General features: G+C 74.9%; 19 protein-coding genes and 1 riboswitch. Of the genes, 12 read left to right on the top strand and 7 right to left on the bottom strand.

Annotated features, from left to right (window positions below):
• Positions 1–10 precede the first annotated feature (10 nt).
• Complete coding sequence (locus AB0D28_RS19880; protein WP_013286617.1) at positions 11–262, top strand: hypothetical protein; 252 nt, start codon at positions 11–13, stop codon at positions 260–262.
• Between the two features lie 70 nt (positions 263–332).
• Here the strand turns inward: AB0D28_RS19880 and AB0D28_RS19875 are convergent, their stop codons facing one another.
• The 5 genes from AB0D28_RS19875 to AB0D28_RS19855 all read right to left on the bottom strand — a co-directional run bounded on the left by AB0D28_RS19875 (position 333) and on the right by AB0D28_RS19855 (position 5877).
• Positions 333–1769: a glycine hydroxymethyltransferase gene (locus AB0D28_RS19875; protein WP_357387695.1), complete on the bottom strand. Its 1437-nt coding sequence runs from the start codon at positions 1767–1769 to the stop codon at positions 333–335.
• Between the two features lie 18 nt (positions 1770–1787).
• A riboswitch (ZMP/ZTP riboswitch) is annotated at positions 1788–1877 on the bottom strand.
• A 181-nt stretch (positions 1878–2058) separates the two neighbouring features.
• Positions 2059–2559 carry a hemerythrin domain-containing protein gene (locus AB0D28_RS19870; protein ID WP_357387693.1) on the bottom strand — a complete coding sequence of 167 codons (501 nt, stop codon included), beginning with the start codon at positions 2557–2559 and terminating at the stop codon, positions 2059–2061.
• A gap of 106 nt (positions 2560–2665) precedes the next feature.
• The gene (locus AB0D28_RS19865; RefSeq protein ID WP_357387691.1) at positions 2666–4150 is read right to left on the bottom strand and encodes a S8 family serine peptidase; all 1485 of its coding nucleotides are present in this window, start codon (positions 4148–4150) and stop codon (positions 2666–2668) included.
• Between the two features lie 148 nt (positions 4151–4298).
• The gene (locus tag AB0D28_RS19860) at positions 4299–5162 is read right to left on the bottom strand and encodes an NAD(P)H-hydrate dehydratase (RefSeq protein ID WP_357387689.1); all 864 of its coding nucleotides are present in this window, start codon (positions 5160–5162) and stop codon (positions 4299–4301) included.
• Complete coding sequence (locus tag AB0D28_RS19855; RefSeq protein ID WP_357387687.1) at positions 5146–5877, bottom strand: histidine phosphatase family protein; 732 nt, start codon at positions 5875–5877, stop codon at positions 5146–5148. Before AB0D28_RS19855 ends, AB0D28_RS19860 begins: the two co-directional genes overlap by 17 nt.
• A gap of 262 nt (positions 5878–6139) precedes the next feature.
• Between AB0D28_RS19855 and AB0D28_RS19850 the strand changes: the two genes are divergently transcribed.
• The 6 genes from AB0D28_RS19850 to AB0D28_RS19825 are packed head-to-tail and all read left to right on the top strand — an operon-like array spanning position 6140 to position 17426.
• Positions 6140–9814, top strand: coding sequence for a DUF4132 domain-containing protein (locus AB0D28_RS19850; protein WP_357387685.1), 3675 nt, complete (start codon positions 6140–6142; stop codon positions 9812–9814).
• Positions 9811–10914 (top strand): AAA family ATPase, encoded by a 1104-nt coding sequence (locus AB0D28_RS19845; RefSeq protein WP_357387683.1) that lies wholly within the window; start codon positions 9811–9813, stop codon positions 10912–10914. The genes AB0D28_RS19850 and AB0D28_RS19845 overlap by 4 nt, the downstream gene beginning before the upstream one ends.
• Positions 10911–13250 carry a DUF5682 family protein gene (locus AB0D28_RS19840; RefSeq protein ID WP_357387681.1) on the top strand — a complete coding sequence of 780 codons (2340 nt, stop codon included), beginning with the start codon at positions 10911–10913 and terminating at the stop codon, positions 13248–13250. The genes AB0D28_RS19845 and AB0D28_RS19840 overlap by 4 nt, the downstream gene beginning before the upstream one ends.
• Entirely contained in the window at positions 13247–14359 is a 1113-nt protein-coding gene (locus tag AB0D28_RS19835; RefSeq protein WP_357387679.1) for a VWA domain-containing protein, read from the top strand. Before AB0D28_RS19840 ends, AB0D28_RS19835 begins: the two co-directional genes overlap by 4 nt.
• Positions 14360–14368: 9 nt before the next feature.
• Positions 14369–16411, top strand: coding sequence for an SWIM zinc finger family protein (locus AB0D28_RS19830; RefSeq protein ID WP_357387677.1), 2043 nt, complete (start codon positions 14369–14371; stop codon positions 16409–16411).
• A gap of 34 nt (positions 16412–16445) precedes the next feature.
• Positions 16446–17426: a DNA primase small subunit domain-containing protein gene (locus AB0D28_RS19825; RefSeq protein WP_357387675.1), complete on the top strand. Its 981-nt coding sequence runs from the start codon at positions 16446–16448 to the stop codon at positions 17424–17426.
• A gap of 5 nt (positions 17427–17431) precedes the next feature.
• Here AB0D28_RS19825 and AB0D28_RS19820 read toward each other — a convergent pair whose 3' ends face one another.
• Positions 17432–17938, bottom strand: coding sequence for an Lrp/AsnC family transcriptional regulator (locus AB0D28_RS19820; protein ID WP_013286599.1), 507 nt, complete (start codon positions 17936–17938; stop codon positions 17432–17434).
• Between the two features lie 72 nt (positions 17939–18010).
• Here AB0D28_RS19820 and pdhA point away from each other — a divergent pair, with 72 nt between their 5' ends.
• The 4 genes from pdhA to AB0D28_RS19800 all read left to right on the top strand — a co-directional run bounded on the left by pdhA (position 18011) and on the right by AB0D28_RS19800 (position 23407).
• Positions 18011–19210 carry a pyruvate dehydrogenase (acetyl-transferring) E1 component subunit alpha gene (gene pdhA, locus AB0D28_RS19815; RefSeq protein WP_357387838.1) on the top strand — a complete coding sequence of 400 codons (1200 nt, stop codon included), beginning with the start codon at positions 18011–18013 and terminating at the stop codon, positions 19208–19210.
• The gene (locus AB0D28_RS19810; RefSeq protein ID WP_357387673.1) at positions 19210–20214 is read left to right on the top strand and encodes an alpha-ketoacid dehydrogenase subunit beta; all 1005 of its coding nucleotides are present in this window, start codon (positions 19210–19212) and stop codon (positions 20212–20214) included. Before pdhA ends, AB0D28_RS19810 begins: the two co-directional genes overlap by 1 nt.
• Before the next feature lie 110 nt (positions 20215–20324).
• On the top strand, positions 20325–21674 hold the full coding sequence (locus tag AB0D28_RS19805; RefSeq protein WP_357387836.1) for a dihydrolipoamide acetyltransferase family protein: 1350 nt from the start codon (positions 20325–20327) through the stop codon (positions 21672–21674).
• Positions 21675–22132: 458 nt separating this feature from the next.
• The gene (locus AB0D28_RS19800; RefSeq protein WP_357387671.1) at positions 22133–23407 is read left to right on the top strand and encodes an Ig-like domain-containing protein; all 1275 of its coding nucleotides are present in this window, start codon (positions 22133–22135) and stop codon (positions 23405–23407) included.
• A gap of 61 nt (positions 23408–23468) precedes the next feature.
• On the opposite strand, the gene AB0D28_RS19795 is transcribed toward AB0D28_RS19800, so the two are convergent.
• Positions 23469–24488, bottom strand: a complete 1020-nt coding sequence (locus tag AB0D28_RS19795) for an SMP-30/gluconolactonase/LRE family protein (RefSeq protein WP_357387669.1) — start codon at positions 24486–24488, stop codon at positions 23469–23471.
• Positions 24489–24673: 185 nt separating this feature from the next.
• On the opposite strand from AB0D28_RS19795, the gene AB0D28_RS19790 reads away from it, so the two are divergent.
• Positions 24674–25051: an STAS domain-containing protein gene (locus AB0D28_RS19790; RefSeq protein ID WP_357387667.1), complete on the top strand. Its 378-nt coding sequence runs from the start codon at positions 24674–24676 to the stop codon at positions 25049–25051.
• Positions 25052–25206 lie beyond the last annotated feature (155 nt).

Genomic DNA, 25206 nt, shown 5'->3' with positions numbered 1-25206 from the left:
TAATGGACGAATGGTTGCCTGGGAGTACGCGTTGCTCGTTCGTCGGTATCAGGGGCAGGGTCGCAATTTCCACGTCTCGTTCGTGTGGTACGGCCCGGACGGGTCACGCACCGACGTGACCGCGTACGGCGACACCGCCATCGCCCACCTCAACCGGGTCGGCCGGGAGGGCTGGGAACTGGTCTCCGCCGCCGAGGACGTGAACAACGTGCAGGGCAGCACCGAGGTCCACCGCTACCACCTCAAGCGCCCGCTGCGCTGACCACCCGTGACCCGCCGGCGCCCCGGGAGACTCGTTCTCCCGGGGCGCCGCTTCGTGTCGGTGGGGGCGCTCAGCCCAGGTCGACCGCCGGGTAGAGCGGGAACGGCGTGAGCAGGTCGGCGGCCTGCTTGCCGACGGACTCGGCGACGGCCGGGTCCAGCACGTACTTCGCCTTCGACGCCGCGCCGTCCGGCCCGGTGCCCGGCGTGGTCTGGCTGAGCACGGTGTGGATCAGCTCGGCGGTGGCGTCCATCTCGGCGGCGCCGAGCCCTCGGGTGGTCAGCGCCGGGGTGCCGATGCGGATGCCGGAGGTGTACCAGGCGCCGTTCGGGTCCTGCGGCACCGAGTTGCGGTTGGTCACGATGCCCGAGTCCAGCAGCGCCTGCTCGGCCTGCCGGCCGGTCAGGCCGTACCCGGACACGTCGATGAGCACCAGGTGGTTGTCGGTGCCGCCGGTGACCAGCGTGGCGCCGCGCCGCAGCAACCCGTCGGCGAGCGCCTGCGCGTTGTCCACGATCCGCTGGGCGTAGTCGGCGAAGTCGGGGCGGCGTGCCTCGGCCAGCGCCACGGCCTTGGCGGCCATCACGTGCGGCAGCGGCCCGCCGAGCACCATCGGGCAGCCCCGGTCGACCTGGTCGGCGAGCTCCGGGCCGCAGAGCACCATGCCGCCGCGCGGGCCGCGCAGCGACTTGTGGGTGGTGGTGGTGACGATGTGCGCGTGCGGCACCGGGTCGAAGTCGCCGGTGAAGACCTTGCCGGCGACCAGCCCGGCGAAGTGGGCCATGTCGACCATGAAGGTGGCGCCGACCGAGTCGGCGATCTCCCGCATGATCCGGAAGTTGACCTTCCGCGGGTACGCGGAGTAACCGGCGACCAGGATCAGCGGCTTGAACTCGCGGGCCGCCTCGGCCACCCGGTCGTAGTCGATCAGGCCGGTGGCCGGGTCGGTGCCGTAGCTGCGCTGGTCGAACATCTTGCCGGAGATGTTCGGCCGGAAGCCGTGGGTGAGGTGCCCGCCGGCATCAAGCGACATGCCGAGCATCCGCTGGTTGCCCAGCTCGCGGCGCAGCGCGAACCAGTCCGCCTCGGTGAGGTCGTTCACCTGCCGGGCCTGCGCCTTGCGCAGCGCGGGGGACTCGACCCGGTCGGCCAGGATCGCCCAGAAGGCGACCAGGTTGGCGTCGATGCCCGAGTGCGGCTGCACGTACGCGTGGGACGCGCCGAACAGCTCCCGGGCGTGCTCCGCGGCGAGCGCCTCGACGGTGTCGACGTTCTGGCAGCCGGCGTAGAACCGGCGCCCGACGGTGCCCTCGGCGTACTTGTCGCTGAACCAGTTGCCCATGGCCAGCAGCGTCGCGGGGGAGGCGTAGTTCTCGCTGGCGATGAGCTTGAGCGACTCGCGCTGGTCGGCCAGTTCCGCGGCGATGGCGTCGGCCACACGCGGCTCGACGCCGCGGACGACCTCGAGCGCGCTGCGGAAGGCGGTGGACTCGGCGTTGCGCGACATGCGACCTCCAGATGACGTGCGGAAGGCCCAGGCGCTCGGCATGCGTCCTCATGACGAGGCCGCTCCCCGATGGTGCTCCATCTCCACGCGCCAGTCACGGCCCGTGCCGATCCTACCGGCCCGGCCGGGAGCTGCGGGGTTGGGCCGCCCGTCGGCCCCGGCCCGGCCCGGGGAGAGGAGACACGACCATGACCACACCGAGCACCGGACGGCCGCTCGCCGTGGTGACCGGCGCGTCCGGCGGCATCGGGTACGAGCTGGCGGTCCCGCTAGCCTCGCGGTGCCGGTGTCAGGCGACCACGGCGTCCAGCGACTTCTTCAGCGCCTTGGGGGCGGTCGGCGTCTTCGGGGCCTTCGGGCGCAGGTCCAGCATCCGCTGGCCGATCTCCTGGAGCTGGTTACGGCCGAGCGCCTCGCGGACCTTCGGGAACCACTCCTGCTCCTCCTCCTCGATGTGGTGCAGGACGTTCTCGATCAGCACCGTCGTCTTGGCGTTGTACCGCTCGTCGTCGGCGTCCATGGTGAACAGCTCGAAGCAGAGCACGTCGGCGACGTGGTGCTCCTCGTACGACTCCAGGACGTCGTCCTCGACCTCGGGCACCAGCTTGCGGACCTCCGGGTACATCACCTCGTTCTCCAGGTAGGTGTGCACCGTCAGGGCTTCGAGGATCTGCTTGACGATCTTCCCGCGCTTGCTCGCCGGTCCCTCCTCGGCCTCCTGGAAAGCCTTGAACAGACGGCGGATCTCCTTGTGGTCCTCCTTGAGCAGGACGATCGCGTCGGTGGACACCGGTTACCTCCTAAGTCGGCTGACGGTGCCCCCCTACCCGGCACCCGACCAGGACAAACGGACCGGGCCCGGCGTGCTCGCCGGGCCCGGTCCACGCGGGTTCGGGTTACTTGACCGCGTTGTACGCGTCGACGACGCCGGCGCCGTAGAAACCGTTGCGGTTCCCGCCGGAGCAGGTCGCGTCGTACGCGTTCGGGCCCGCCGGGATCAGCGGCACCGGGTTGTAGACGCCCGACGGGCAGGGCTTCGCCACCGCCGTGCGCTCCAGGAAGGAGGAGAGCTGACCCGGGGTCATGCCCGGGTGCGCGGACAGCGCCAGCGCCGCGACGCCGGTGGCGTGCGGGCCGGACATCGAGGTGCCCTGCTTGTAGCCCCACCCGTTGGTGCGGGTGACGGTGTTGAAGGTGGTGGACAGGATGCCGTCGGTGGACGTCGAGCGGGCGCCCTGGGTCCGGAACCGGGTGTCGCCACCCGGCGCGGTCACGTCGATCACGCCCTGGCCGTACGAGGAGTAGTAGCTCTTCTCACCGGTCGGGCCGACGGCGGCGACGGTCACCACGCCCGGGGCCTCGGCCGGCAGGTCGAGGCAGGCGTTCGTCAGGTTCTCCCGCTCCTCCGGCGTGCCGTTGTTCGGGCTGCCGGTGTCGGTGATCTTGTGGGCCAGGTCGTAGTTCGAGTTGCCGGCCGACGCGACGTGCAGCACACCCTGGGACTGCGAGTAGCGCAGGGCCCGCTGCACGGCCTTCCACACCGGGCGCTGACGCGCGTCGTTGCGGCAGTTCAGCTCCCACGGGTCGATGTAGTAGCTGTTGTTGGTGAGCCGCATGCCGTGCTCGGCGGCCCACATGAACCCGCAGACCGCCGCCTCCGGGAAGATGTAGCCGTCGTCGTTGACCACCTTGACGGCGGCCACCTTGACGCCCGGGGCGACACCGGTGACCCCGACGCCGTTCACGGCGGCGGCGATGGTGCCGGCGACGTGGGTGCCGTGGTCGCTGGTGGTGGGGTTCCACGCGGCCTCGGCGGTGTTCGGGACGCCGCCCACGCAGGAGGCGCTCTTGTCCCTGGCGATCTGGGTCGCCAGGTCCGGGTGGCTGCTGGAGATGCCGCTGTCCAGCACACCCACGACCACCGACGGGCTGCCGCCGGTGACCGAGTGCGCCTGCGGGACGCGGATCATGTCCATGTCCCACTGCTGGCCGTAGAGCGGCTCGGCGGTCGGGTCGCCGGTGGCCGCGGCGACGGCGGCGGCCGGCACCTCGACCGTCTCGCCCTCGTTCAGGGCGGTGCCCAGGCCGGCGGTGGAGGCGACCGACTCGACGCCGGCGCCCGCCACGCGGGTGGCGAAGTCCGGGGCGGACGAGCGCACGACCAGCACGCCGATCTTGTCGTACGCGGCCACCACGGTGCCGTCGGCGGCCGCCACGCGGGCGGCGGCCTTGGCGGTGCTGTTGCCCTGCGGGGCGAGCACCAGATAAGAGGTTTCCGGGCCGACGGCCGCGGCCGGTGCCGTGCCGCCCACGAGGGCGAGCCCGGCGCCGAGCGTCACTGCCGACGCCGCGGCGAGTGTCTTGCGACGGAGGTTGTTCACACAGACTCCCAGGGGTTCGTGCGGGTGGACCGCATCCCTCGGCGGGCTGCGGTCCGGGCGGAGGCACGGCGAAGTACCGGCCTCGCCCGGACCAGCGCCGCCACCCTCCGGGGTGTTACACGCCGCGCGAGCGGGGTGAAGTGGATCGTCAGACGGTGGCGATCGTGTAGGGGATCTCGTCCAGCAGCTCCCGGGCCAGGAAGCCGATCCGCCCGTACCGGGGAACCAGCCGCTGACCGCTCACCGCGTGCGCGAACGCCGCCCAGCAGGCCGCCTGCGCCGGGTCGGCGCCCCGGGAGAGCAGGCCCGCGAGCAGGCCGGACCGCACGTCGCCGCTGCCCGAGGTGCCCAGGCCGGCGTCCCCGCTCTCCTCCCGCCAGGCCCGGCCGTCCGGGGTCGCGATGTGGCCGTACAGCGAGACGACCGCGTCGTACCGGCCGGCCAGTTCCACCGCCTCGGCGTCGAGGTCGTCGCCCGGGTCGCGGCCCAGCAGGTGCCGGGCCTCGGTGAGGTTGGGGGTGAGCACCACCTTGCGGCCGGAGCCGGCCAGCAGGTCCGGCGCGTGGCTGAGCGCGCCGAGCGCGTACGCGTCGAGCACCAGCGCGGTCTCCCGGCCGGCCGCGTCCAGGACCAGGTGCAGCAGCTCTCCGGTGGCGTCGATGTCCCTCAGCCCGGGGCCGACAGCCACCACGTCCGCCTCGGCGACCAGGCCGCCGAGGCGGTCCCCCGGGTCACCGCGCACCGCGCCGTCGTCGGTCTCCGGCAGGCCGACCACCAGTGCCTCGGGCACCTGGATGCTCAGCGACGCCGCAGTGGACTCGGCCGCGGCGAGCTGGAGCACCCCGGCCCCGGCGCGCAGCGCGGCCACCCCGGCGAGCAGCACCGCGCCGGGGGTGAACCGGGAGCCGCCGACCACCAGCACGGTGCCGCGCGCCTCCTTGCCGCCGGTGGGCACCGGCAGCGCCCAGTCCCGCAGCAGCGCGGGGGTGATCACGTCAGACCGGCTCGGCATTTACCTCGTCCTCCCTGGTGGGCTTCGCCCCCTGCCGGTGCAGGTGGTCGATGTCGTTGAACACGTCCGGCACGAGCCGTCCCGCGTCGTCGGCGTGCCAGCCGGTGACCGAGCAGTTGGCGATCACGTGCTCGCGGGTCAGCGCCATCAGCTCCGCCTCGGTGAGCCCTTCCACCAGATAGCGCAGCAGGAAGACCAGCGCGTCGTGGCCGAACAGCAGCACCCGGCCCCCGTCGTGGTCGCGGCGCAGGTCGCCGAGCAGCGCCCGCAGCCGCAGCGCCACGTCGGTCCACGACTCGCCGCCGGGCGGTCGGTAGTAGAACTTGCCCAGCCGGGTACGCCGCTGCGCCTCCTCCGGGTGGCGCCGGGTCACGCCGTGGGCGGTGAGCCCGTCGAGGATGCCCAATTCCCGGTCGCGCAGCCGCTCGTCGACGCGGGCCGGGATCCCGGTGCCGTCGAGCGCCAGCTCGGCCGTGCGCACCGCCCGCAGGTACGGCGACACCACCGCCACTTCCGGCCGCCTCGATTCCGGCAGCCCGGCCAGCCAGCGGCCGGTCGCCCGCGCCTGCTCCTCGCCGGTCGTCGACAGCGGCACGTCCGCGTCCCGGTGGGTGAGGTCGATCAGCTCGGCGCCGGACGTCTCGGCCGCCGTGGCCGCCACGTTCGCCGTGCTCTCGCCGTGCCGGATGATCCAGAGCGATGCCAACTCCGCCATGCGGCACCCGGTACCCGGGCTCGACCGGGGATAACCGTGCCGGACGGGTGGCGCCGCCCGGCCGTTCAGTCCTCCGGCGAACCGGGACTCACGAGGCCCGCGGGCCGCTGACGGCAGTGCTGGGAGCACTGCTGCCGGCCGGGTGGGCGGCCCGGACCCGGACCGCGACGCCCAGCGCGGCGAGTAGCGCGCCCGGCGGCGTCACGGGTGTCGGTGGGGCCGGTTATGGTCCCCGCACACTGCGGGCGATCAAGGAGACGGTGTGCGCAGATTCGAGTTCGTGGGCGGCGGTTCGGCCAAGTTCTGGGCGGTCGGGCAGCGCGACGCGACGGTGACGGTCCGCTATGGATCCCTCGACGCGCAGGGCCGCACACAGGTCAAGGAGCTGGGTTCGCCGGCCGAGGCCGCCGCGCACGCCGACCGGCTGATCGCGGAGAAACTGCGCAAGGGGTACGCCGAGACGAGCGCCGCGCCCGCCGCCGGGCAGACCGGAGTGCCCGCCGCCGAACCGACCGAGCCGAGCCACGACCCGGAAGCGGCCGGTGTGGGTTCGACCGGTGGCGGCCCGGCCGGGGCGTCGCCGGCCACGTCGCCCGCAGGCGGGCTGCCGGACGAGGACGTGTTCGAGGTTCCGGCCGCCTGGCGGCGGATGCTGATCCCGCGCCGGGGCGGCACGCCCGGCCCGGCCCTCCCGTCCGCCGCGAAGGGTCGCGCCGCCGGCCGGAAGGTGCTGGACTCGGTGGCCGACCCGGTCGCCGTCACCGCGCGGGACACCGACGACCCGGAGCTGGGCCCGGCGCTGCGCCGCTACCTCGACGGCGAGCCCGGTCCGCTGGGCGGGGCCGCGCTGGTGGTGGCAGTGGTCGCGCGGCTCGGCTACCACGGCCGCAGCCAGCAGGGAGTGGCCCTCGCCGACCTGCTCGTCGCCGATCTCGGCCCGGCCGGCGCGGCGGTCGCCGCGACCGAGCAGATCACCGTGAGCATGGTGACAGGCGGGTCGACGCCCTCGCTTCCGCTGCGCCGCGCGGAGAAGAAGGATCCGGAACACTTCGGCCACTGGCACCTGCGCCAGGCCGTGCTGCGCCGGGTCCGCGCGCACCTCGCGGCGGCCGGCGACGCCGACTACGCCGCGGCCCGCGCCGCGCTCGCCCCGTACCGGTCCGGCTCGTTGCCGCAACGGGTGGTCACGTCCTTCCTGCTGCCCACCGAACGGGAGTGGGTGGCCGACGACGTCGCCGCCGTGTCCCGGGCTGGCGGGCAGACGCTGGCCGGGCTGCTGGTGTGCGCCGTCGACGACGCGGACGCGATCCACGCCCTCGCCGACTCGCTGTCGGTGTACCGGTTGACGCAGGACCACGCGTTCGCGGTCACCGCCACGGAAGCGGTCGGACCGCCGATAGCGCCTGTGCTGGGCGGGTGGTTCGACCACGAGCACACCCGCTCGGACGGGCACAGGATGCTCGTGTCGCTGCTCGCCGCCCTGCCCGGCGACGAGCCGATGACGGTGCTGCTCGACCGGCTGGACCGCAGATACGTCCCGCCCGCCGTACTGGAGATGGTGCGCCGCTTCCCGGTGCGCGGCGTACGCCTGCTGGCCGCCGCCGCCGAGGGGCGCAGCCCGGCCTCGCGGGAGGCCGCCACCCTGCTGCGTGCCCACGTGCTGGCCAATCCGGCCGCCGTCGAGGCGGCGCTGCCAGCGCTGGATCCGGCGCGGCGGGAACTCCTCAAAAGGGTCCGTGACGAGGCGTCCGCGCTGCCCGTGGCCGGGCCGGACCGGCTGCCGCCGGTGCTCGTGTCCCCGCCCTGGACGGTGCGGCGTTCACGAACCACCCCGCCGGTGGTGGACGGGCTGGGCCGGCCCGCCGGGTCCGCCACGGCCTGGCTGCCGGGCGAGCGGGAGCGGTGGGCCGCTGTCGTGCCCCGCTGGTCCGGCTGGTGGCGGGGCGACGACCTGAGCGTGCTGGCCGCCGAGGTCGCCGCCGGGCGAGCCGGAGGGCACGCGATGATCCACTTCTTCGTCCGGGCCACCGAGGAGCTGGCCCGGCCGCTGCTGCCGGCCTGGCGGCCCACCGAGTCCTGGGGCGCCGACGAGTGGATGTCCCGCCTCGCCGGGCGCTACGAGCTGGACGCGCTGCCCACCGCGCTGCACCTGGCCCGTACCGCGCCGAAGAGCGTCGGCGAGGTGCTGCTGCCGTACGCCGACGGTGAGGTGGCCGACCTGATGGCCGACTGGCTCGACCGGCTCAAGACGGCCCGCCCGGTCGCCCGGGCCTGGCTGCGGCGGCACCCGGAGTACGCCACGCGGGCGCTGCTGCCGGCCGCCCTGGGCACGCCCGGGCCGCGCCGTCGGGCCGCCGAGCGGGCGTTGCGCCTGGTCGCCGCGGAGCACCGCGACATGCTCCTCGGCGTGGCCCGGGAACACGGCGAGGAGGCGCTCGCCGCCGCCACCGCGATGCTCGACGCCGACCCGCTGGTCCAGCTCCCGGCCCGGATGCCGAGCCTGCCGGCGTGGCTGGACCCGGCGGTGCTGCCGCAGGTGCTGCTGCGGGACCGCTCGGCGGCGCTGCCCGCCGAGGCGGTACGCCATCTCTGCACCATGCTCGCCATCTCCGCGCCCGGCGAGCCGTACCCGGGAGTGGAGGTCGTCCGCGCGGTGTGCGACGCCGACTCCCTGGCGGAGCTCGTCTGGGGGCTGTTCGAGAGCTGGCAGGGCGCCGGTGCGCCGTCGAAGGACGGCTGGGTGTTCACCGCGCTGGGGCTGCTCGGCGACGACTCGACAGCCCGGCGGCTCGCGCCGCTGGTGCGGGCCTGGCCGGGCGAGAGCCAGCACGCGCGGGCGGTCACCGGCCTGGAGGTGCTGGCGCAGATCGGCACCGACGTGGCGCTGATGCACCTCTACGGCATCTCGCAGAAGGTGAAGTTCCGTGGCCTGCGGGAGCAGGCGGCGCGCAAGGTCGGCGAGGTCGCCGACGGGCTGGGCCTGACGCCCGAGCAGCTCGGCGACCGGCTGGTGCCCGACCTCGGGCTGGACGCCGACGGCAGCCTGGTCCTCGACTACGGGCCGCGCCGGTTCACCGTCGGCTTCGACGAGCAGCTCAAGCCGTACGTGGTGGACGGGGCGGGCGCCCGCCGCAAGGACCTGCCCAAGCCCGGCGCCCGGGACGACGCCGAGCTGGCGCCCGCCGCGCACAAGCGTTTCGCCGGCCTGAAGAAGGACGTGCGCACGCTCGCCGCCGACCAGATCCGCCGCTTCGAGTCGGCCATGGTGACCGGGCGGCGCTGGCCCGCCGCGGACTTCCGCCGTTACTTCCTGTCCCACCCGCTGCTCTGGCACGTCGTGCGCCGGCTGGTCTGGGCCGCTGTGGACGAAACCGGTCAGGTGGTCACCGCGTTCCGGGTCGCTGAGGACCGCACGCTCGCCGACGTCGACGACGAGACGTACGCGCTGCCTGATGACGCCACCGTCACCATCGCGCACCCGCTGCGCCTCGGCGCGGCGGTGCCGGCCTGGGCGGAGGTGTTCGCCGACTACGAGATCCTCCAGCCGTTCCCGCAGCTCGGCCGCGACGTGCACCGGCTGGACGAGGCCGAGCGCGCGGAGAAGCTGCTGCGGCGGCACGCGGGCGTCACGGTCCCGGCCGGGCGGCTGCTCAGCCTGGAGCGGCGGGGCTGGCGGCGCGGCGACCCGCAGGACGCCGGCATCCAGAGCTGGCTGGAGCGCGAGGTCCCCGGCGGCGGGGCCGTGGTGATCGACCTCGACCCCGGCATCGCGGTCGGCCTGGTGGACATGTTCCCCGACCAGAAGATCGAGGCGATCTGGGTCAACGACGTGCCACGCGGCGGCTGGTTCCAGCGCGACGGCAAGGTCCGCCTCGGCGACCTGGACGACGTCACCGTCTCCGAGGTGCTGCGCGACCTGGCGGAGGTGACCCGGTGACCGCGCTCGACCCGGCCGCCGAGCGGGCCCAGCGCCCCCCGGCCGAGGTGCGGTACGCCGACGAGCTGGCCGCGCTGGCCGCCGCCGACGGCGATCCGCGCCCGCCGGGCTGGCGGCTGAGCCTGCGCGCCGCGCGCCGCTTCATCCTCGGCGACCCGGCGGCCGGGATCCGGCGCAAGTTCGTCGGCGACCCGTCGCTGATCGACCGGGCGCTGGTGGCGCTGGCGACCAGCCGCGGGCTGATGCTCGTCGGCGAGCCGGGCACCGCGAAGTCGCTGCTGTCGGAGCTGCTCGCGGCAGCGGTGAGCGGCGACTCCACGCTGACCATCCAGGGCGGCGCGGCGACCACCGAGGACCAGATCCGCTACTCGTGGAACTACGCGCTGCTGGTGGCGGACGGCCCGTCGCCGCGCGCGCTGGTGCCGGCGCCGCTGCTGCGCGGCATGGCCGAGGGGCGGGTGGTCCGCTTCGAGGAGATCACCCGCTGTCCGCTGGAGGTGCAGGACTGCCTCCTCTCCCCGTTGTCCGACCGGGTGCTCGCCATCCCGGAGCTGCCGGGCGCCGACGCCATGGTCTTCGCCCGCGAGGGGTTCAACGTGATCGCCACCGCTAACACCAGGGACCGGGGCGTCAACGAGATGAGCGCCGCGCTGAAGCGGCGGTTCAACTTCGAGACCGTCTTCCCGATCCCCGACCTCGGCACCGAGCTGGAGCTGGTCGAGGCCGAGGCGGGCGAGCTGCTGCGCCGCTCCGGCGTGACGGTGCCGCCCCGGCGGGACCTGCTGGACGTGCTGGTCACCACGTTCCGGGAGCTGCGGACCGGGGTCACCGAGCGCGGCGACGCGATGGAACGGCTGTCCGCGGTGATGAGCACCGCCGAGGCGGTGTCGGTGGCGCATGCGGTCGGGCTGCGCGGCTGGTTCCTGCGCGGCGAGCCCGGTGACGCCGCCGACCTGGTCGCCTGCCTGGCCGGCACCGCCGCGAAGGACGACGCGGAGGACCTGGCCCGGCTGCGCCGCTACCTGGAGCAGCAGGTGTCCCGCCGCTCCGGGGCGCAGTGGCGGGCGGTGCACGACGCCCGGCACCTGCTGCCCGGGTGAGCGCCGTCGAGGCGCCCGGCGGCGTCACGTTCCTCGGCGTCCGGCACCACAGTCCGGCCTGCGCCCGGCTGGTCGCCGAGACCGTGGCCCGGCTGCGGCCGGCGTACGTGCTGGTGGAGGGGCCGGCGGACCTGAACGGGCGGATGGACGAGCTGCTGGGAGACCACGAGCTGCCGATCGCCGTGTTCACCGCGTACCGCGACGGCACCCGGCGGCACGCGTCCTGGAGCCCGTTCTGCGCGTACTCGCCGGAGTGGGTGGCGCTGACCGCCGGTCGGGAGGTGGGCGCGCGGGTGCGCTTCATCGACCTGCCCGCGTGGCATCCCGCGCTGAGCGACCGCGCCAACCGGTACGCCGACGCCGACCAGCGGTACGCCGAGGCGGTGCGCCGGCTCTGCGCCACCCTGGCCGTGGACAACGTGGACGCGCTCTGGGACCACCTGTTCGAGATCGGCCCCGACGACGGGCTGGCCGAGCGGCTGGACACGTACTTCGACGTGCTGCGCGGCGAGTCGGCGGCGGGGGAGGACGACACCGCCCGCGAGGCGTACATGGCCCGCTGGGTACGCGCCGCCCGCCGCCGGGCCGCCGGCCGTCCGGTGCTGGTGGTGACCGGCGGCTTCCACCGTCCCGCCCTGGTCCGGCTGACCGCCGGCCCGGACAGCGCCGGCCCGGACAGCGCCGGCCCGAACAGCGCTGGGCCGGAGGAGGACGACTGGCCGGAGGTGCCCGCCCCGGCGCCTGACGCGGTGGCGGGCAGCTACCTCGTGCCGTACTCGTTCCGGCGGCTCGACGCGTTCGTCGGATACCAGTCCGGGATGCCGTCCCCGGCGTACTACCAGCGGGTCTGGGAGGACGGCCCGCGCCGGGCCGCCGAGGCGCTCACCGAGGTGGTGGCGGCCCGGCTGCGCGCCCGGCGGCAGCCCGTCTCCACCGCCGACCTGATCGCCGCCCGGACGATGGCCGGTGGTCTCGCCCGGCTGCGCGGCCACGCCCACCCGGGCCGCGTCGACGTGCTCGACGGGCTGGTCTCCGCGCTGGTCACCGACGCGCTCGACCAGCCGCTGCCGTGGGCGACCCGGGGCACCCTGACGCCCGGCGCGCACCCGGTGGTCGTGGAGATGGTGGCCGCGCTCAGCGGCGACCGGGTGGGCCGCCTGCATCCGGACACGCCGCTGCCGCCGCTCGTGCACGACGTCGACGCGGAACTGGAACGGCACCGTATCGATCCGCACGAGGCGGTCGAACTGGACCTGACAGTCGCCGACGACCTGGCCCGCAGCCGCCTGCTGCACCGGCTGCGGCTGCTGGACGTACCCGGCCACACGCGCGAGCACGGCCCACGCGTGGGCGCGGACGCGCTGCTCACCGAACGCTGGTCGCCCGCGCCGTCGGCGGACCGGCTGGCCCGGGTGATCGAGGCCGGCGGGTACGGGCCGACCGTCCTGGACGCCGTCACCGCCCGGATCGAGGAGCGGGTGACGCTGCTCGGCGCCGACGTCGACGCGCTCGCCACGACGCTGTTCGACACCGCGCTGGCCGGGTTGCCCGAGCACTCCACCCGGACGCTCACCGCGATCGCCCGCGCCACCGGCTCGGTCACCGACCTGCGGGCGCTGGGCCGGGCGCTGGCCGTGGCGCTGGCCCTGTGGCGGCACGACGGGCTGCTCGGCAGCGCCGGGACCGCCCCGCTGGGCGCGCTGATCACCGCCGCCGTACGCCGCGCGCTCTGGCTCGTCGAGGGCGTGCGGGCGGCTGCCGCACCGGCCGACCCGGGACGGCTGACCGCGCTCGTCGCGGTCCGCGACGCGGTCCGCCACGCCGGACCGGCGCTCGGGCTCGACCGGGACGGCGCGCTCGCAGTGGCGGGGCGGGTGGCGGCCGACGCGGCGGCCCCGCCGGACCTGCGCGGCGCGGCGCTGGGCCTGGCCTGGTCGTTGGGGGACGTGCCGGACGCGGCCCGCGCGGTCCGGGCCGTGGCCGCGCCGGACACGCTCGGGGACTGGCTGTCCGGGCTGTTCGCGCTGGCCCGGGAGGAGGTCGTGTCCGGTGACGCGGCGCTGCTGGCAGTGGTGGACGAGCTGCTCGCCGCGATGGGCGCGCACGACTTCCTGGTGGCGCTGCCCGCGTTGCGGCAGGCGTTCGGCTGGTTCCCGCCCCGGGAGCGGGCGGAGGTGGCCCGGCACGTGCAGGCGCTGCACGGCGGAGACGCGCCCTCCGGTGACCTGCTGCGGCTGGACGCCGACCCGCTGCTGGTGGCCGCCGCCCGCGCGGTGGAGGAGCGGGTCGACGCGGTGCTGACCCGGGAGGGGCTGTGGGAGGGGGACCGGACGTGACCGACCCGATGCGGGAACGCTGGCGGCTGGTGCTCGGCGACGCCGCGCAGGACAGCCTGGGCGGCCTGTCGGCCGAGGCGGCCGGCCGGGACGCCGCGCTGGACTGGCTCTACGGCCGGGACGCCGAACTCGGCCGCCGCGACGTGCGGCGCGGCGGGTCCGGCCCGTCCAGCCTGACCACAGTGGACTGGCTGGACGGCATCACCCGGCTGTTCCCGAAGGAGACGGTGCAGCGGCTGGAACGCGACGCGGTCGAGCGGTACGGCATCCACGAGGTCGTCACCGACCCGGCGGTGCTGGCCCGGGTCGAGCCGAACCCGACGCTGCTGCGCGCGGTGCTGCGCACCAAGCACCTGATGGACCCGCAGGTGCTGCGGCTGGCCCGCAAGCTGGTCGAGACGGTGGTGCGGCAACTGGTGGAGCGGCTGGCCGCCGAGGTGCGGCAGTCGTTCGCCGGGCCGCGGGCGCGACGTCCCAGCCGGTTCCGCCAGGCCCGCAACTTCGACGTACGGCGCACCATCCGGGCGAACCTGGCGCACTGGCGGCCGGACGAGCGCCGGCTGCACGTACGGCAGCCGCACTTCTTCTCCCGCACCCGCCGCCACCTGGACCGCTGGCAGGTGATCCTGCTGGTGGACCAGTCCGGTTCGATGCTCGGCTCGGTGATCCACGCCGCGGTGACCGCCGCCTGCCTGTGGGGGCTGCCGGGCGTGCGGACCCACCTGGTCGCGTTCGACACCGACGTGGTCGACCTGACCTCCGACGTGGACGACCCGGTAAAGCTGCTGATGAAGGTGCAGCTCGGAGGCGGCACCGACATCGCCCGCGCGGTCGCGTACGGGGCGCAACTGGTGGAGAACCCGCGCCGGGCCATCGTCGCGCTGGTGTCCGACTTCTACGAGGGCGGCGACGCCGGGCGTCTGGTCCGGTCGGTGCGGCAGCTCGTGGAGCAGGGCACACACGTGCTGGCCCTCGCCGCGCTGGACGAGGAGGCCGACCCGGCGTACGACAGGGCCACCGCGCAACGGCTGGCCGACGTGGGTGCGGCGGTAGGCGCCATGACGCCGGGTGAGCTGGCCGCGTTCGTGGCCGAACACGTGGGCCGGTAGGGGGACCGGATGACCCGTGACGACCTGATCGCGCTCACCCCGGACGTGCTTGCCGCGCTGAGCAATCGTGGCCTGGTGAAACGCGCCATCCGGGAGGTCGACGCCGGTGAGCGGCCGGCGCTCACCGAGGACGCCGACGGCGCGGTGCGCGCCGCGTACCCGGACGGGGTGACGCTGACGCTGCCCGTGGGCGGTGGCCTGGCGGCCGGGACCTGCTCCTGCCCCGCGCCGGGCGTGTGCCGGCACCTGCTCGCCGTCGTGCTGACCTACCAGCGCACGCACGCCGACGCCCCGGGTCGCGGGGCCGCGCCCGACCGGGACGCCGCACCGGGCCACGACGCCGCCCCGGATCGGGAGGCCCCACCGGGCCGGGAGGACGCCGGGGCCGGGGGCGAGCCGTGGCGGTGGTCGCCGGGCGACGTCACCGACGAGGAACTGGCCGCCGCGATCGGCGCCCCGGCTCTCACCGCCGCGAGACGACGGCTGCGGCGCGGCTACACCGCCGTGGTCCACCGGCCGGACGCCGCCGACCCGGTCCCGCGCGTGGAGCTGCCCGCCGGCACCGTCCGGTTCCTGGTGCCCGGCCAGATCGGGTACGCGCGCGGCGACGCGGCCGACGACGGCGGCGAGTCGATCGCGCTCGCGGTGTGGGCGTGCCGGGCGGCCGACCGGGAACACCCGGACCGTCAGGAGGCCCAGGTACGTGTCGGCGGCACCGTCACCGTGACGGAGCATCCGGCGCTGGACGCGGCTGTGGCGCTCGCCTCGGATGTGCTGCTGACCGGGGCCGCGCACCTGGGCTCCGGCGTGGACGCCCGGCTCGCTGCGGTCCGGCGTGACCTCGACGCGGCCGGTCTGCGCTGGCCGCTGCTGGCGGTGGAGGACCTCGCGGGGCAGCTGGAGGCGTACGCGGCACGCGGCGCCCGGTACCGGCCGGAGACGTTCGCCGACCTGCTTGCCGAGCTGCCCGCCCGGCGGCGCGCGGTGGTGAACGCCGGCGCCACCCCGGCGGAGCGGGTGCTGGGCACCCACGAGCCGGCGGAGACGCCGCTGCGGCGGGTACGGCTGACCGGCCTCGGCGCCCGGGTCCGGTGCGGCGGCGGCGAGGTGGGCGTGGACGTGGTGCTCGCCCACCCGGCGGCCGTCTCGGTGCTGGTGCTGCGCCGCGCCTACCCGGTCACCGAGGACGGCCCGCCCACCGGGCACGAGCTGGCCGGGCGGCGGGTCACCGGCGCCACGCTCGGCGCGCTCGCCACCGGCAACGTGGTCTCCGAGTCGGCGGTGCGCAGCGCCGCGCACCGGCTCCGGTTCGCCGCCGGCCGGCTGTCCCGCACCACAGTCACGCCCGGCGCGGGGGAGTGGTCCGGCCTGCCGCCCGGCCTGGTCGCCCGCGACCCGGACGCGCTCGCCGCCGAGCTGGCCGGGCGGCCACCCCGGCTGCTGCGCCCCCGCACCGCCGCCGAGGCGGTGCGGGTGCTCGCGCTCGGTGAGGTGCGTGCCATCGGGTACGCGGCAGGTGAGCAGCGCCTCGACGCCACGGTGACCGGGGCCGACGGTGGCACGGCGACTGTCACCGCCACCCATCACGCCGCCGCCCCTGGCGCACTCGACGCGCTCGCGGCCGCGCTGGACGGCACACACGGACCGCCGCGCTATGTCAGCGGAACTGTGCGCCGGGGCGCGGACGGCCTCGTCGTCGAGCCACTGGCGGTGGTCGCCGACGCGGTGGTCGTACCCGATCTGGCACCCGGGGTGGGCGACGGGCGGCTGGCCGGCGCGGTCGACGCCCGGCCCGACCCGGTCGCCGCCGCGCTGGGTGCGGCGTCGGCGCTGCTCGCGCAGGCCGCGCACACCGGTCTGCGGCACCTGCCGGTGGCCTTCCCGGACCGGCTGCGCGCGACGGCGGCCGGGCTCGCCGGGGTCGGTCTGGACCGCTGCGGCTCGACGCTGGCCGGGCTGGCCGGAATGCTCGGCGCCGACCCCGGCGAATCGGCGGTACGGGCCTGGGTGGACGCCTGGATCCGGCTGTCGGTGACGGCGGAGTCCCGGTGAGCCGGCCCCCATCGTCCCGCCCGGTCGCTACGGTGTGACGGTGGCGACCACGGCGGCGCAGGAGATCCAGGTGGGGGAGCGGCTGGTCCGCGTCTCCAGCCCCGACAAGCCCTACTTCCCGGAGCGCGGGCTGACCAAGCTGGACGTGGTCAACTACTTCCTGTCCGTCGGCGACGGCATCCTGCGCGCGTTGCGGGACCGGCCGACCATGCTGGAACGCTGGCCGCGCGGCGTCTTCGAGGGTGCCAAGGTGGCCACCCGGCAGACAAACAAGGGCGACGCGTTCTACCAGAAGCGGCTCCCGGCCGGTGCGCCCGACTGGGTGCGCACCGCGCACATCACGTTCCCCAGTGGCCGTACCGCCGACGAGGTGGCACCGAGCGAGCTTGCGGTGGTGATCTGGGCGGTCAACCTGGGCACGCTGCGCTTCCACCCCTGGCCGGTGTCCAGGGACGACGTGGAACACCCCGACCAGCTGCGCATCGACCTCGACCCGATGCCGGGTGTCGACTTCGCGCAGGTGGTGCCGGTGGCCCACGAGGTGCGCGCGTTCCTGACCGAGCTGGGCCTGGAGGGCTTCCCGAAGACCACCGGCGGGCGCGGCATCCACGTCTACGTCTCCATCGAGCCGCGCTGGAGCTTCGGCGAGTGCCGGCGCGCGGTGCTGGCGCTGGGCCTGGAGATGCGGCGCCGCCTGCCCGACCTGGTCACCACCACCTGGTGGCGCGACCAGCGGGACCGGCCGGTCTTCGTCGACTACAACCAGATGGCACGCGACCACACCATGACGTCGGCGTACTCGATCCGGCCCACACCTGCGGCGCTGGTCTCGGCGCCGCTGGACTGGTCCGAGCTGGACGAGGCCCGCCCGGAGGACTTCGACGTGGTCAGCATGCCCGCGCGGTTCGCTGGGCGCGGCGACCCGCACGCCGGGCTGGACGGGCGGCGGTACTCGCTGGCACCCCTGCTGGAGCGGGCCGACGCCGAAGGGCTGGAGCCGCCGCCGGAACGCTGAGGCGGTCAGTCCCAGGGGCTCTGCGTGCCGTCGAACTCCTCGAACACGAGCCAGGTGCGGGTGGACAGCACCCCGGCGATGCTCTGCACCCGGTCCAGCACCACGTCCCGCAGCGTCGCGTTGTCCGGCGCGCGGACCAGCGCGAGGACGTCGTGTTCGCCGCTGAGCAGCGCCGCGTGCTCGATGTAGCGCACCCGGGCCAGCTCGGCGGAGACCTCCCGCCAGGTGTTCTGCTCGATGGTCAGCGCGATGTACGCCGAGGTGCCCAGCCCGGCCGGCTCCGGCGCGACCCGCGCGGTGAACCCGGTCAGCACCCCGTCGCGCAGCAGCCGCTCCACCCGGGCGTACGCGTTTGTGCGCGAGACGTGCACCCGTTCGGCGAGCGTACGGATGGAGGTGCGGGCGTCGCGGACCAGCTCGCGCAGGATCCGCCGATCCACCTCGTCCAGCGGCCCGGCCGAACGTCCCGTTCCGCCCGCCGCGCCCGGTGTGGCGCCGGTCTCCTGGCTCACCTCGGCCACCCTCCCATGCCATTCGTCCCGCGTTCATCCCGCTTGTTGAGTCAATCATCCACGACCGGGAGCATAGGGCCACCACACGTCCAGGAGGTCCCCGCCGTGACGACCACACCCCAGGCGGTCCGCAGGGCATCCCCGCGCACCCGCCGGAAGTCCACCCCGGCCGCACCCGACCCGTCGGCGGGCTTCATGCCGCAGCGGGAGCCGGTCCGGCTGCTCGAACCCGACGGGACCCCGCTGCCGGCCCGCGACGACTACCCGGAGCCGCCGGTCGAGACGCTGCGCGAGATGTACCGGCGGATGGTCGTCGGCCGCCGCTTCGACGTGCAGGCCACCGCGCTCACCAAGCAGGGCCGCCTCGCCGTCTACCCGTCCGCGCGTGGCCAGGAGGCGTGCCAGATCGGCGGCGTCCTCGCGCTGCGCGACAGCGACTGGGTGTTCCCCACCTACCGCGAGTCGATGGCGCTCACCGCGCGCGGCCTCGACCCGGTCGAGGTGCTCACGCTGCTGCGCGGCGACTGGCACTGCGGGTACGACCCGGCTGCCACCCGTACCGCGCCGCAGTGCACGCCGCTTGCCACCCAGTGCGTGCACGCCGCCGGGCTGGCCTACGGCGAGTCGTACCAGGGCCGCGACACAGTGGCGCTGGCGTTCATCGGCGACGGCGCCACCAGCGAGGGCGACTTCCACGAGGGCATCAACTTCGCCGCCGTGTTCAAGGCGCCGGTGGTCTACCTGGTGCAGAACAACAAGTACGCGATCAGCGTGCCGCTGTCGCGGCAGACCGCCGCGCCGAGCCTCGCCTACAAGGGCGTCGGCTACGGCGTACCCAGCGAGCAGGTCGACGGCAACGACCCGGTGGCCGTCCTGGCCGTGCTGGAACGCGCCGTCGCGCACGCCCGCGCCGGCAAGGGCCCCTACCTGGTCGAGGCGCACACGTACCGGATGGAGCCGCACACAAACGCCGACGACCAGACCCGCTACCGCGACGCCGACGAGGTCGAGGCGTGGCGCGACCGCGACCCGATCGCCCGGCTCGAGGCGTACCTGCGGGCCAAGGGCGCGCTCGACGACGCCGCCGTCGCGGCCGTCGCGGCGGAGGCCGAGGAGTACGCCGCCGCGCTGCGCCGCCGGATGGACGACCAGCCCACAGTCGACCCGCTGAGCCTGTTCGACCACGTGTACGCCGAGCCGACGCCGCAACTCGTCGAGCAGCGCGAGATGGTCCGGGCCGAGCTGGCCGCCGACGCGGAGGGGGACGCCTGATGGCCACCATGACCATGGCGAAGGCGCTCAACGCGGCGCTCGCCGACGCGATGCTCGACGACGAGCGGGTCGTCGTGTTCGGCGAGGACGTCGGCCAGCTCGGCGGCGTCTTCCGGATCACCGACGGGCTGCAGGCCCGCTTCGGCGACAAGCGCTGCTTCGACACCCCGCTCGCCGAGGCCGGCATCGTCGGGTTCGCCGTCGGCCTGGCCATGTCCGGGCTGCGGCCGGTGGTGGAGATGCAGTTCGACGCGTTCGCGTACCCGGCGTTCGAGCAGATCGCCTCACACGTGGCGAAGCTGCGCAACCGCACCCGTGGCGCGCTCAGCGTGCCGATCGTCATCCGGGTGCCGTACGCCGGTGGCATCGGCGGCGTGGAGCACCACTGCGACTCGTCCGAGGCGTACTACGCGCACACCCCCGGCCTGAAGGTGGTCACGCCGGCCACCGTGGACGACGCGTACTCGCTGCTGCGCGCCGCCATCGACGACCCCGACCCGGTGGTGTTCCTGGAGCCCAAGAAGCTCTACTTCACCAGCGCCGAGGCGGAGCTGCCGGCCCGTACCGCGCCGCTCGGCACCGCCGTGGTGCGCCGCCCCGGAACCGACGCCACGCTCGTCGCGTACGGGCCGGCGGTGCCTGTCGCGCTCGCTGCCGCCGAGGCCGCCCGCGAGGAGGGCTGGGACCTGGAGGTCGTCGACGTCCGCAGCATCGTGCCGTTCGACGACGCGACAGTCACCGCCTCGGTACGCCGTACCGGCCGGTGCGTGGTGATCCAGGAGGCGCAGGGCTTCGCCGGGGTCGGCGCGGAGATCGCCGCCCGGGTGCAGGAACGCTGCTTCCACGCGCTGCACGCCCCGGTGCTGCGGGTGTCCGGGCTGGACATCCCGTACCCGGCGCCGATGCTGGAGCACACCCACCTGCCCTCGGTCGACCGGGTGCTGGACACCGTGGCCCGGCTCCAGTGGGACGACCAGCCCGACACGCGGTGGGTGGCGGCATGACCGAACGCACCGAGCGGAGCGAGGGCCGTGAGGGCATGCCCGGCCGGCTCAGCATGACCGAACGCACCGAGCGGAGCGAGGGCCGTGAGGGCATGCCCGGTCAGCACGGCATGACCACGGCTGTGGGGAACCGGGACTTCCTCCTGCCCGACCTCGGGGAAGGGCTGAGTGAGGCGGAGATCGTCGAGTGGCGGGTCGCCGTCGGCGACGTGGTGACGGTGGACCAGAGCGTGGTCGAGGTGGAGACCGCCAAGGCCGTCGTCGACGTGCCGTGCCCGTACGCCGGCCGGGTCGTGGCCCTGCACGGCGCGGCCGGTGAGGTGCGCCCGGTGGGCCAGCCGCTGATCACCATCGCCCCGCTCGACGACGCGCCCGACCCGCACGCCACCTACCGCGAGGAGGAGCGGGCCGGCTCCGGCAACGTCCTGATCGGCTACGGCACCGGCCACGGCGGCACGGGTCGGCGGCGGCGCCGTCCGCGCCTGGCGCTGGCCCCCGAGGCCGGCACGGTCGCCTCGGCGGACCGCGCGGCTGAGTCGCCGCAGACCGGCGGACCGGCGGTGGCGCCGCTCGTCATCTCGCCGATCGTGCGGCGGCTGGCCAAGGAGCACGGCATCGACCTGGCGTCGCTGCGCGGCACCGGGCCGGGCGGTGTGATCCGCCGGGCCGACCTGGACGCCGCCGTGGCCGCCCCCGCTCCGGCTGCCCGGCTGGCCGCGGTGCCGGACGCCCCGGCCGCCCACGTCGGGCTCGCCCCGGCCGGTGACGGCGACACGGTCATCCCGCTCACCGGCATCCGCAAGGTGATCGCTGACAAGCTCTCCCGCAGCCGGCGGGAGATCCCCGAGGTGACCATCTGGGTCGACGTGGACGCCACCGGCCTGTTGGAGACGCGCGCCGCGATCAACGCGGCCACGCCTGACACGCCGGTGAGCATCCTGGCGCTGCTGGCCCGGATCTGCCTCAGCGGCCTGCGGAAGTACCCGCAGCTCAACGCGCACGTCGACACCGAGGGCCAGCGGATCATCCAGTCCGCCGGTGTGCACCTGGGCATCGCCGCGCAGACCGACAGGGGCCTGGTCGTGCCGGTGCTGCGTGACGCGCAGCGGCTCACCACCCGGGAGCTGGCCGCCGCGCTCGCCGAGACCACCGCGGCGGCCCGGGCCGGCACGCTGCCGCCGGCCCGGCTGACCGGGGGGACGTTCACGCTCAACAACTACGGCGTGTTCGGCGTGGACGGCTCGACGCCGATCATCAACCACCCGGAGGCGGCGCTGCTCGGCGTCGGCCGGATCGTGGACAAGCCGTGGGTGGTGGACGGGCAGCTCGCCGTCCGCAAGGTGACCCAGATCAGCCTCACCTTCGACCACCGCGTCTGCGACGGCGGTGTGGCCGGCGGCTTCCTGCGCCACGTAGCCGACTGCGTCGAGCAGCCCGCCCTCCTGGTAGCCAACGTCTGACCGTCCGCCCCCCGGCCCCGGCCCCCTGAGGGCCGGGGCCGCGCGCGTCCCCCGCCCCGCCCTCGGCCCGCGATCGTGCACTTGCTGCCCACGATGTGCCCGACTCGCACCCTTCTCGAGGGCCGCAACTGCGAGATCGCAGTGGGGCGGGTCGGATCTTGGTAGGAAAGTGCCCCTATGGGGACCGTCTCGTACCAAGATCTCTCCGGCCCTCCCGCCCTCGCTCCGTCGATCATGAGGTTGACGGGGAGGAACCGGACACCGTGCGCCGGTAACTTCATGATCGACCGTCGGCGGCCGGACCGGGGCGGAGAGCGCGTGGGGCGCAACCGGGGACGGGTATCGCCTGTCCGGCATGATTCGCGCAGCCGTTTCCGAGCAATTCCGCCGAAGGTGCCACGGCGCGATCCCGGGCCTACAGAATGTGGGCGAGAGGGTTCGGAAATGGGGGGCGAAATATGTTTGCGAGGCGCCGACTGACGCTTTTCGCGATGACCGTCGCAGCCGCACCGCTGGCGGTCGGCGCGTGCACCGCCGGCCCGAAGTCGATGGCGAAGCGGGCCGAGGCGGCCCCGCCGCCGTCGGTCGCCGTGACGCCGGCCGATCGCACCCGGGACGTGCCGATCAGCGCGGAGGTGGGTGCCAGGGTGAGCAACGGCAAGGTGACAGCCGTCAAGCTGACCGACGACAAGGGCAACGCCGTGCCGGCTCAGCCCCGCGAGGACGGCTCCGGCTGGGTGCCGGACCGGCCGCTCGCCAATTCCCGGACGTACACGGCCGAGGTGACCGCGACCGGCGATTCCGGCAGGACCGCCACGCAGAAGACGACGTTCACGACGATGGCCAAATCCACCAAACCGGCAGTCACCAGTGAATTGTATTTCCGGCCGAATCAGACGTACGGGACGGCGATGCCCGTGGTGCTCGGATTCGACCCGCCGATTCCCAAGGAGGCCCGCGCGGATGTGCAGCGCCGGCTGTTCGTGAAGACCGACCCGCCGCAGCCCGGCACCTGGTCCTGGGTGGCCGACGGCAAGCAGGCCGAGTACCGGGCGCCGGACCGCTGGAAACCGGGCACCAAGATCAGTGTGCGCAGCGCACTGGAGGGGCTGCCCATCGGCAAGGAGACGGTCGGCGACGCCGACCGGGTCGCGAGCGCCAAGGTCGGCCGGCAGGTGACGCTCGACATCGACAACGGGACCAAGCAGATGACCGTCTACGAGGACGGCAAGGCGGTCAAGAAGATCCCGGTCAGTCTCGGCAAGGAGAGCACGCCGACGTCCAGCGGCACCATGGTGATCATGGAGAAGCACGAGCACACCACGTTCGACACGCGGGGCGAACCAAACGGCGGCTACGTGGTCGACGTGGACGACGCCCAGCGGCTGACCTGGGGTGGCGAGTTCATCCACTCGGCGCCGTGGTCGGAGGGGGAGCAGGGCTCCACGAACACCTCACACGGCTGCACGAACGTCTCGGCCACCGCCGCGGACTGGCTGATGGGTTTCACGCAGGTCGGTGACCTGGTGACGGTCAAGGGCACCGAGGTGAAGCTCGACCAGGGCAACGGCTTCACCGCCTGGAACGTCGGCTGGGACGAGTTCGCCAAGGGCAGCGCGCTGCCCGTACCGGCGGGGCTGAAGCCCACGCAGAGCCCGACGCCGCACCCGGGCGCGGTGGCCGGCGGGTCGTCACCGGCCCCGTCCCCCTCGCGGAGCAACAGCGGCGGCTGAACCTGGGGAGGAACGGCCCCGGGGCCGGCCCGCGTCCGCGCGGGCCGGTCCCGCGCCGCGCTCAGTCCAGGTCGACGCGGGCCACGCCGGTCGCGGTCAGGCTGCCCAGCCAGAGGTGGCGGCCGTGTTGCCGCACGCCGGTGACCATCGGGTACGCCCCGCTCGGGCCGTGCAGCGTACGCAGCACCCGGCCGGTGCCGTCGACAAGCGCGACCAGCCCGTAGCGGCGCGGCTGCGGCTGGACCGCGCCGGGCAGCAGGGCCACGATCTGCCGGACCCGGGGATGCGGCAGCAGCCGCTCCATGGCCCGCAGCCGAGGGCTGGGCAACGCGACCCAGTAGGTGCCGTCGCCGACGCCGGAGACGTTGTCCGGATACGCGGGCAGGTCGGTGAGCACTGTGGCCCGCCCGCCGGGCAGGTCCACCCGCAGCAGCCGGTGGGTGGCGGTCTCGGCGAGCATCAGCGCCGACTCGTCGGGGGTGAGCGCGAGCCCGTTGGGGAAGTAGAGCCCGTCCGCGACCACGTCGGTGCGGCCGGTGCGCCTGTCGTACGCGAGCACCCGCCCGTTGGGCCGGTGTTCCAGCAGGTCGCGCTTCCAGTGCGAGAGCGGGAACCGGTCGGAGGAGTCGGTGAAGTAAACGGTGCCGTCGCGGGCCACCGCCGCGTTGTCGGCCAGGTGCACCGGCGGCGCGGCCCCGGTCAGCTCGTGCACCCGGCCGGCCGGGTCGACCCGCAGCAGCCCCCGGTACGCGTCGCAGACCAGCAACCCGCCGTCGACCGGATCCCGTTCGATGCCCAGCGGTCGTCCGCCGGTCTCGGCCAGCAGGGTGGGCGGCGTGCCGGGCGGGGAGTCGGCCGGCCACCACCAGAGCCGGCCGTCCTCGTCGCCGCTGACCACCCGGCCCTCGCCGTCGACCACGACGTCCTCCGGGCCGTGCCCGCCGGCCGGCAGCGGCAGCAGGTCGGCCCGGTCGAGCCGGGTGTCGGCGGGTGCCCAGGGGCCGGTGAGCGGTGGCGGCACGGTCGCCGGCTCGCGGACCGGCCGGATCAGCAGTGGGGCACGCGGGCGGGGGACGGCCATCGGCTCATTGTGGCCCGGCGGCGCCGCGTGCGGCAGCCCTCGACGGCGTTTCGCCCCGGCCAGGGGGGCGTGGCGGGGGACTGCGGGATGACCCTGAGACGGCTCGGGGTCGGGTCCCGGACAGTACCCGGAACCACCGGCCGTGAGGTCGGGAAATGTCGGTGGGGGCGGGTAGGTTTGGCCGCATGGTACACAGCGTTGAGCGCCTCCACGTGGTGACTGACGTGCACGATCACATGGTCGAGCTGCGTCCGGTCGGCGAGATCGACATCGCCTCCGTGACGGCGTTCCGGGCCGCGCTCTGGGCGGCGCCCGCCCGGCCGGTGCTGCGGGTCGACCTGTCCGGTGTGCGGCTGCTCTCCGCCGCCGGGGTGCGCGCGCTGGTCGCCACCCACCTGCGGGTGCGGGCCCGCGGTGGCGAGCTGGTGCTCACCGACCCCGACCCGGTGGTGGCCCGGGTGCTGCGGGTGACCGGCCTGCACCGGGTGGTCCCGGTGCGCTGTTCCGACCGCACGCCGGATCTGCCCGGCCGCACCCGCGAGCTGGTGGCCTGCGCGGCCTGAACAGCCGGCGGCCGGGGCGCGCGCAGCCGGCCTGAGCACGACGTCGGGCCGCTCGGCCTGAGCACGGCGTCGGGCCGCCGGCGGGGGCCCGCGGGGGGGGGCGGGGGGCGCGGGGGCGGGGGGCCGGCGGCCGGGCGGGGGGGGGGCCGCCGCGC

Origin of the sequence: Micromonospora sp. NPDC048169 (assembly GCF_040652815.1) — a bacterium.
Classification (GTDB): Bacteria; Actinomycetota; Actinomycetes; order Mycobacteriales; family Micromonosporaceae; genus Micromonospora.
Note: the sequence above shows the minus strand (reverse complement) of the source record. Positions and strands in the feature narration are given on the sequence as shown.

Bases quoted from the DNA above. Each gene is read 5' to 3' on its own strand.
- AB0D28_RS19855 (WP_357387687.1), bottom strand. From the start codon at position 5,877: ATGGCGGAGTTGGCATCGCTCTGGATCATCCGGCACGGCGAGAGCACG.
- AB0D28_RS19880 (WP_013286617.1), top strand. From the start codon at position 11: ATGGTTGCCTGGGAGTACGCGTTGCTCGTTCGTCGGTATCAGGGGCAG.
- AB0D28_RS19875 (WP_357387695.1), bottom strand. From the start codon at position 1,769: ATGTCGCGCAACGCCGAGTCCACCGCCTTCCGCAGCGCGCTCGAGGTC.
- AB0D28_RS19790 (WP_357387667.1), top strand. From the start codon at position 24,674: ATGGTACACAGCGTTGAGCGCCTCCACGTGGTGACTGACGTGCACGAT.
- AB0D28_RS19830 (WP_357387677.1), top strand. From the start codon at position 14,369: ATGACCCGTGACGACCTGATCGCGCTCACCCCGGACGTGCTTGCCGCG.
- AB0D28_RS19800 (WP_357387671.1), top strand. From the start codon at position 22,133: ATGTTTGCGAGGCGCCGACTGACGCTTTTCGCGATGACCGTCGCAGCC.
- AB0D28_RS19860 (WP_357387689.1), bottom strand. From the start codon at position 5,162: ATGCCGAGCCGGTCTGACGTGATCACCCCCGCGCTGCTGCGGGACTGG.
- AB0D28_RS19805 (WP_357387836.1), top strand. From the start codon at position 20,325: ATGACCACGGCTGTGGGGAACCGGGACTTCCTCCTGCCCGACCTCGGG.
- AB0D28_RS19810 (WP_357387673.1), top strand. From the start codon at position 19,210: ATGGCCACCATGACCATGGCGAAGGCGCTCAACGCGGCGCTCGCCGAC.
- AB0D28_RS19795 (WP_357387669.1), bottom strand. From the start codon at position 24,488: ATGGCCGTCCCCCGCCCGCGTGCCCCACTGCTGATCCGGCCGGTCCGC.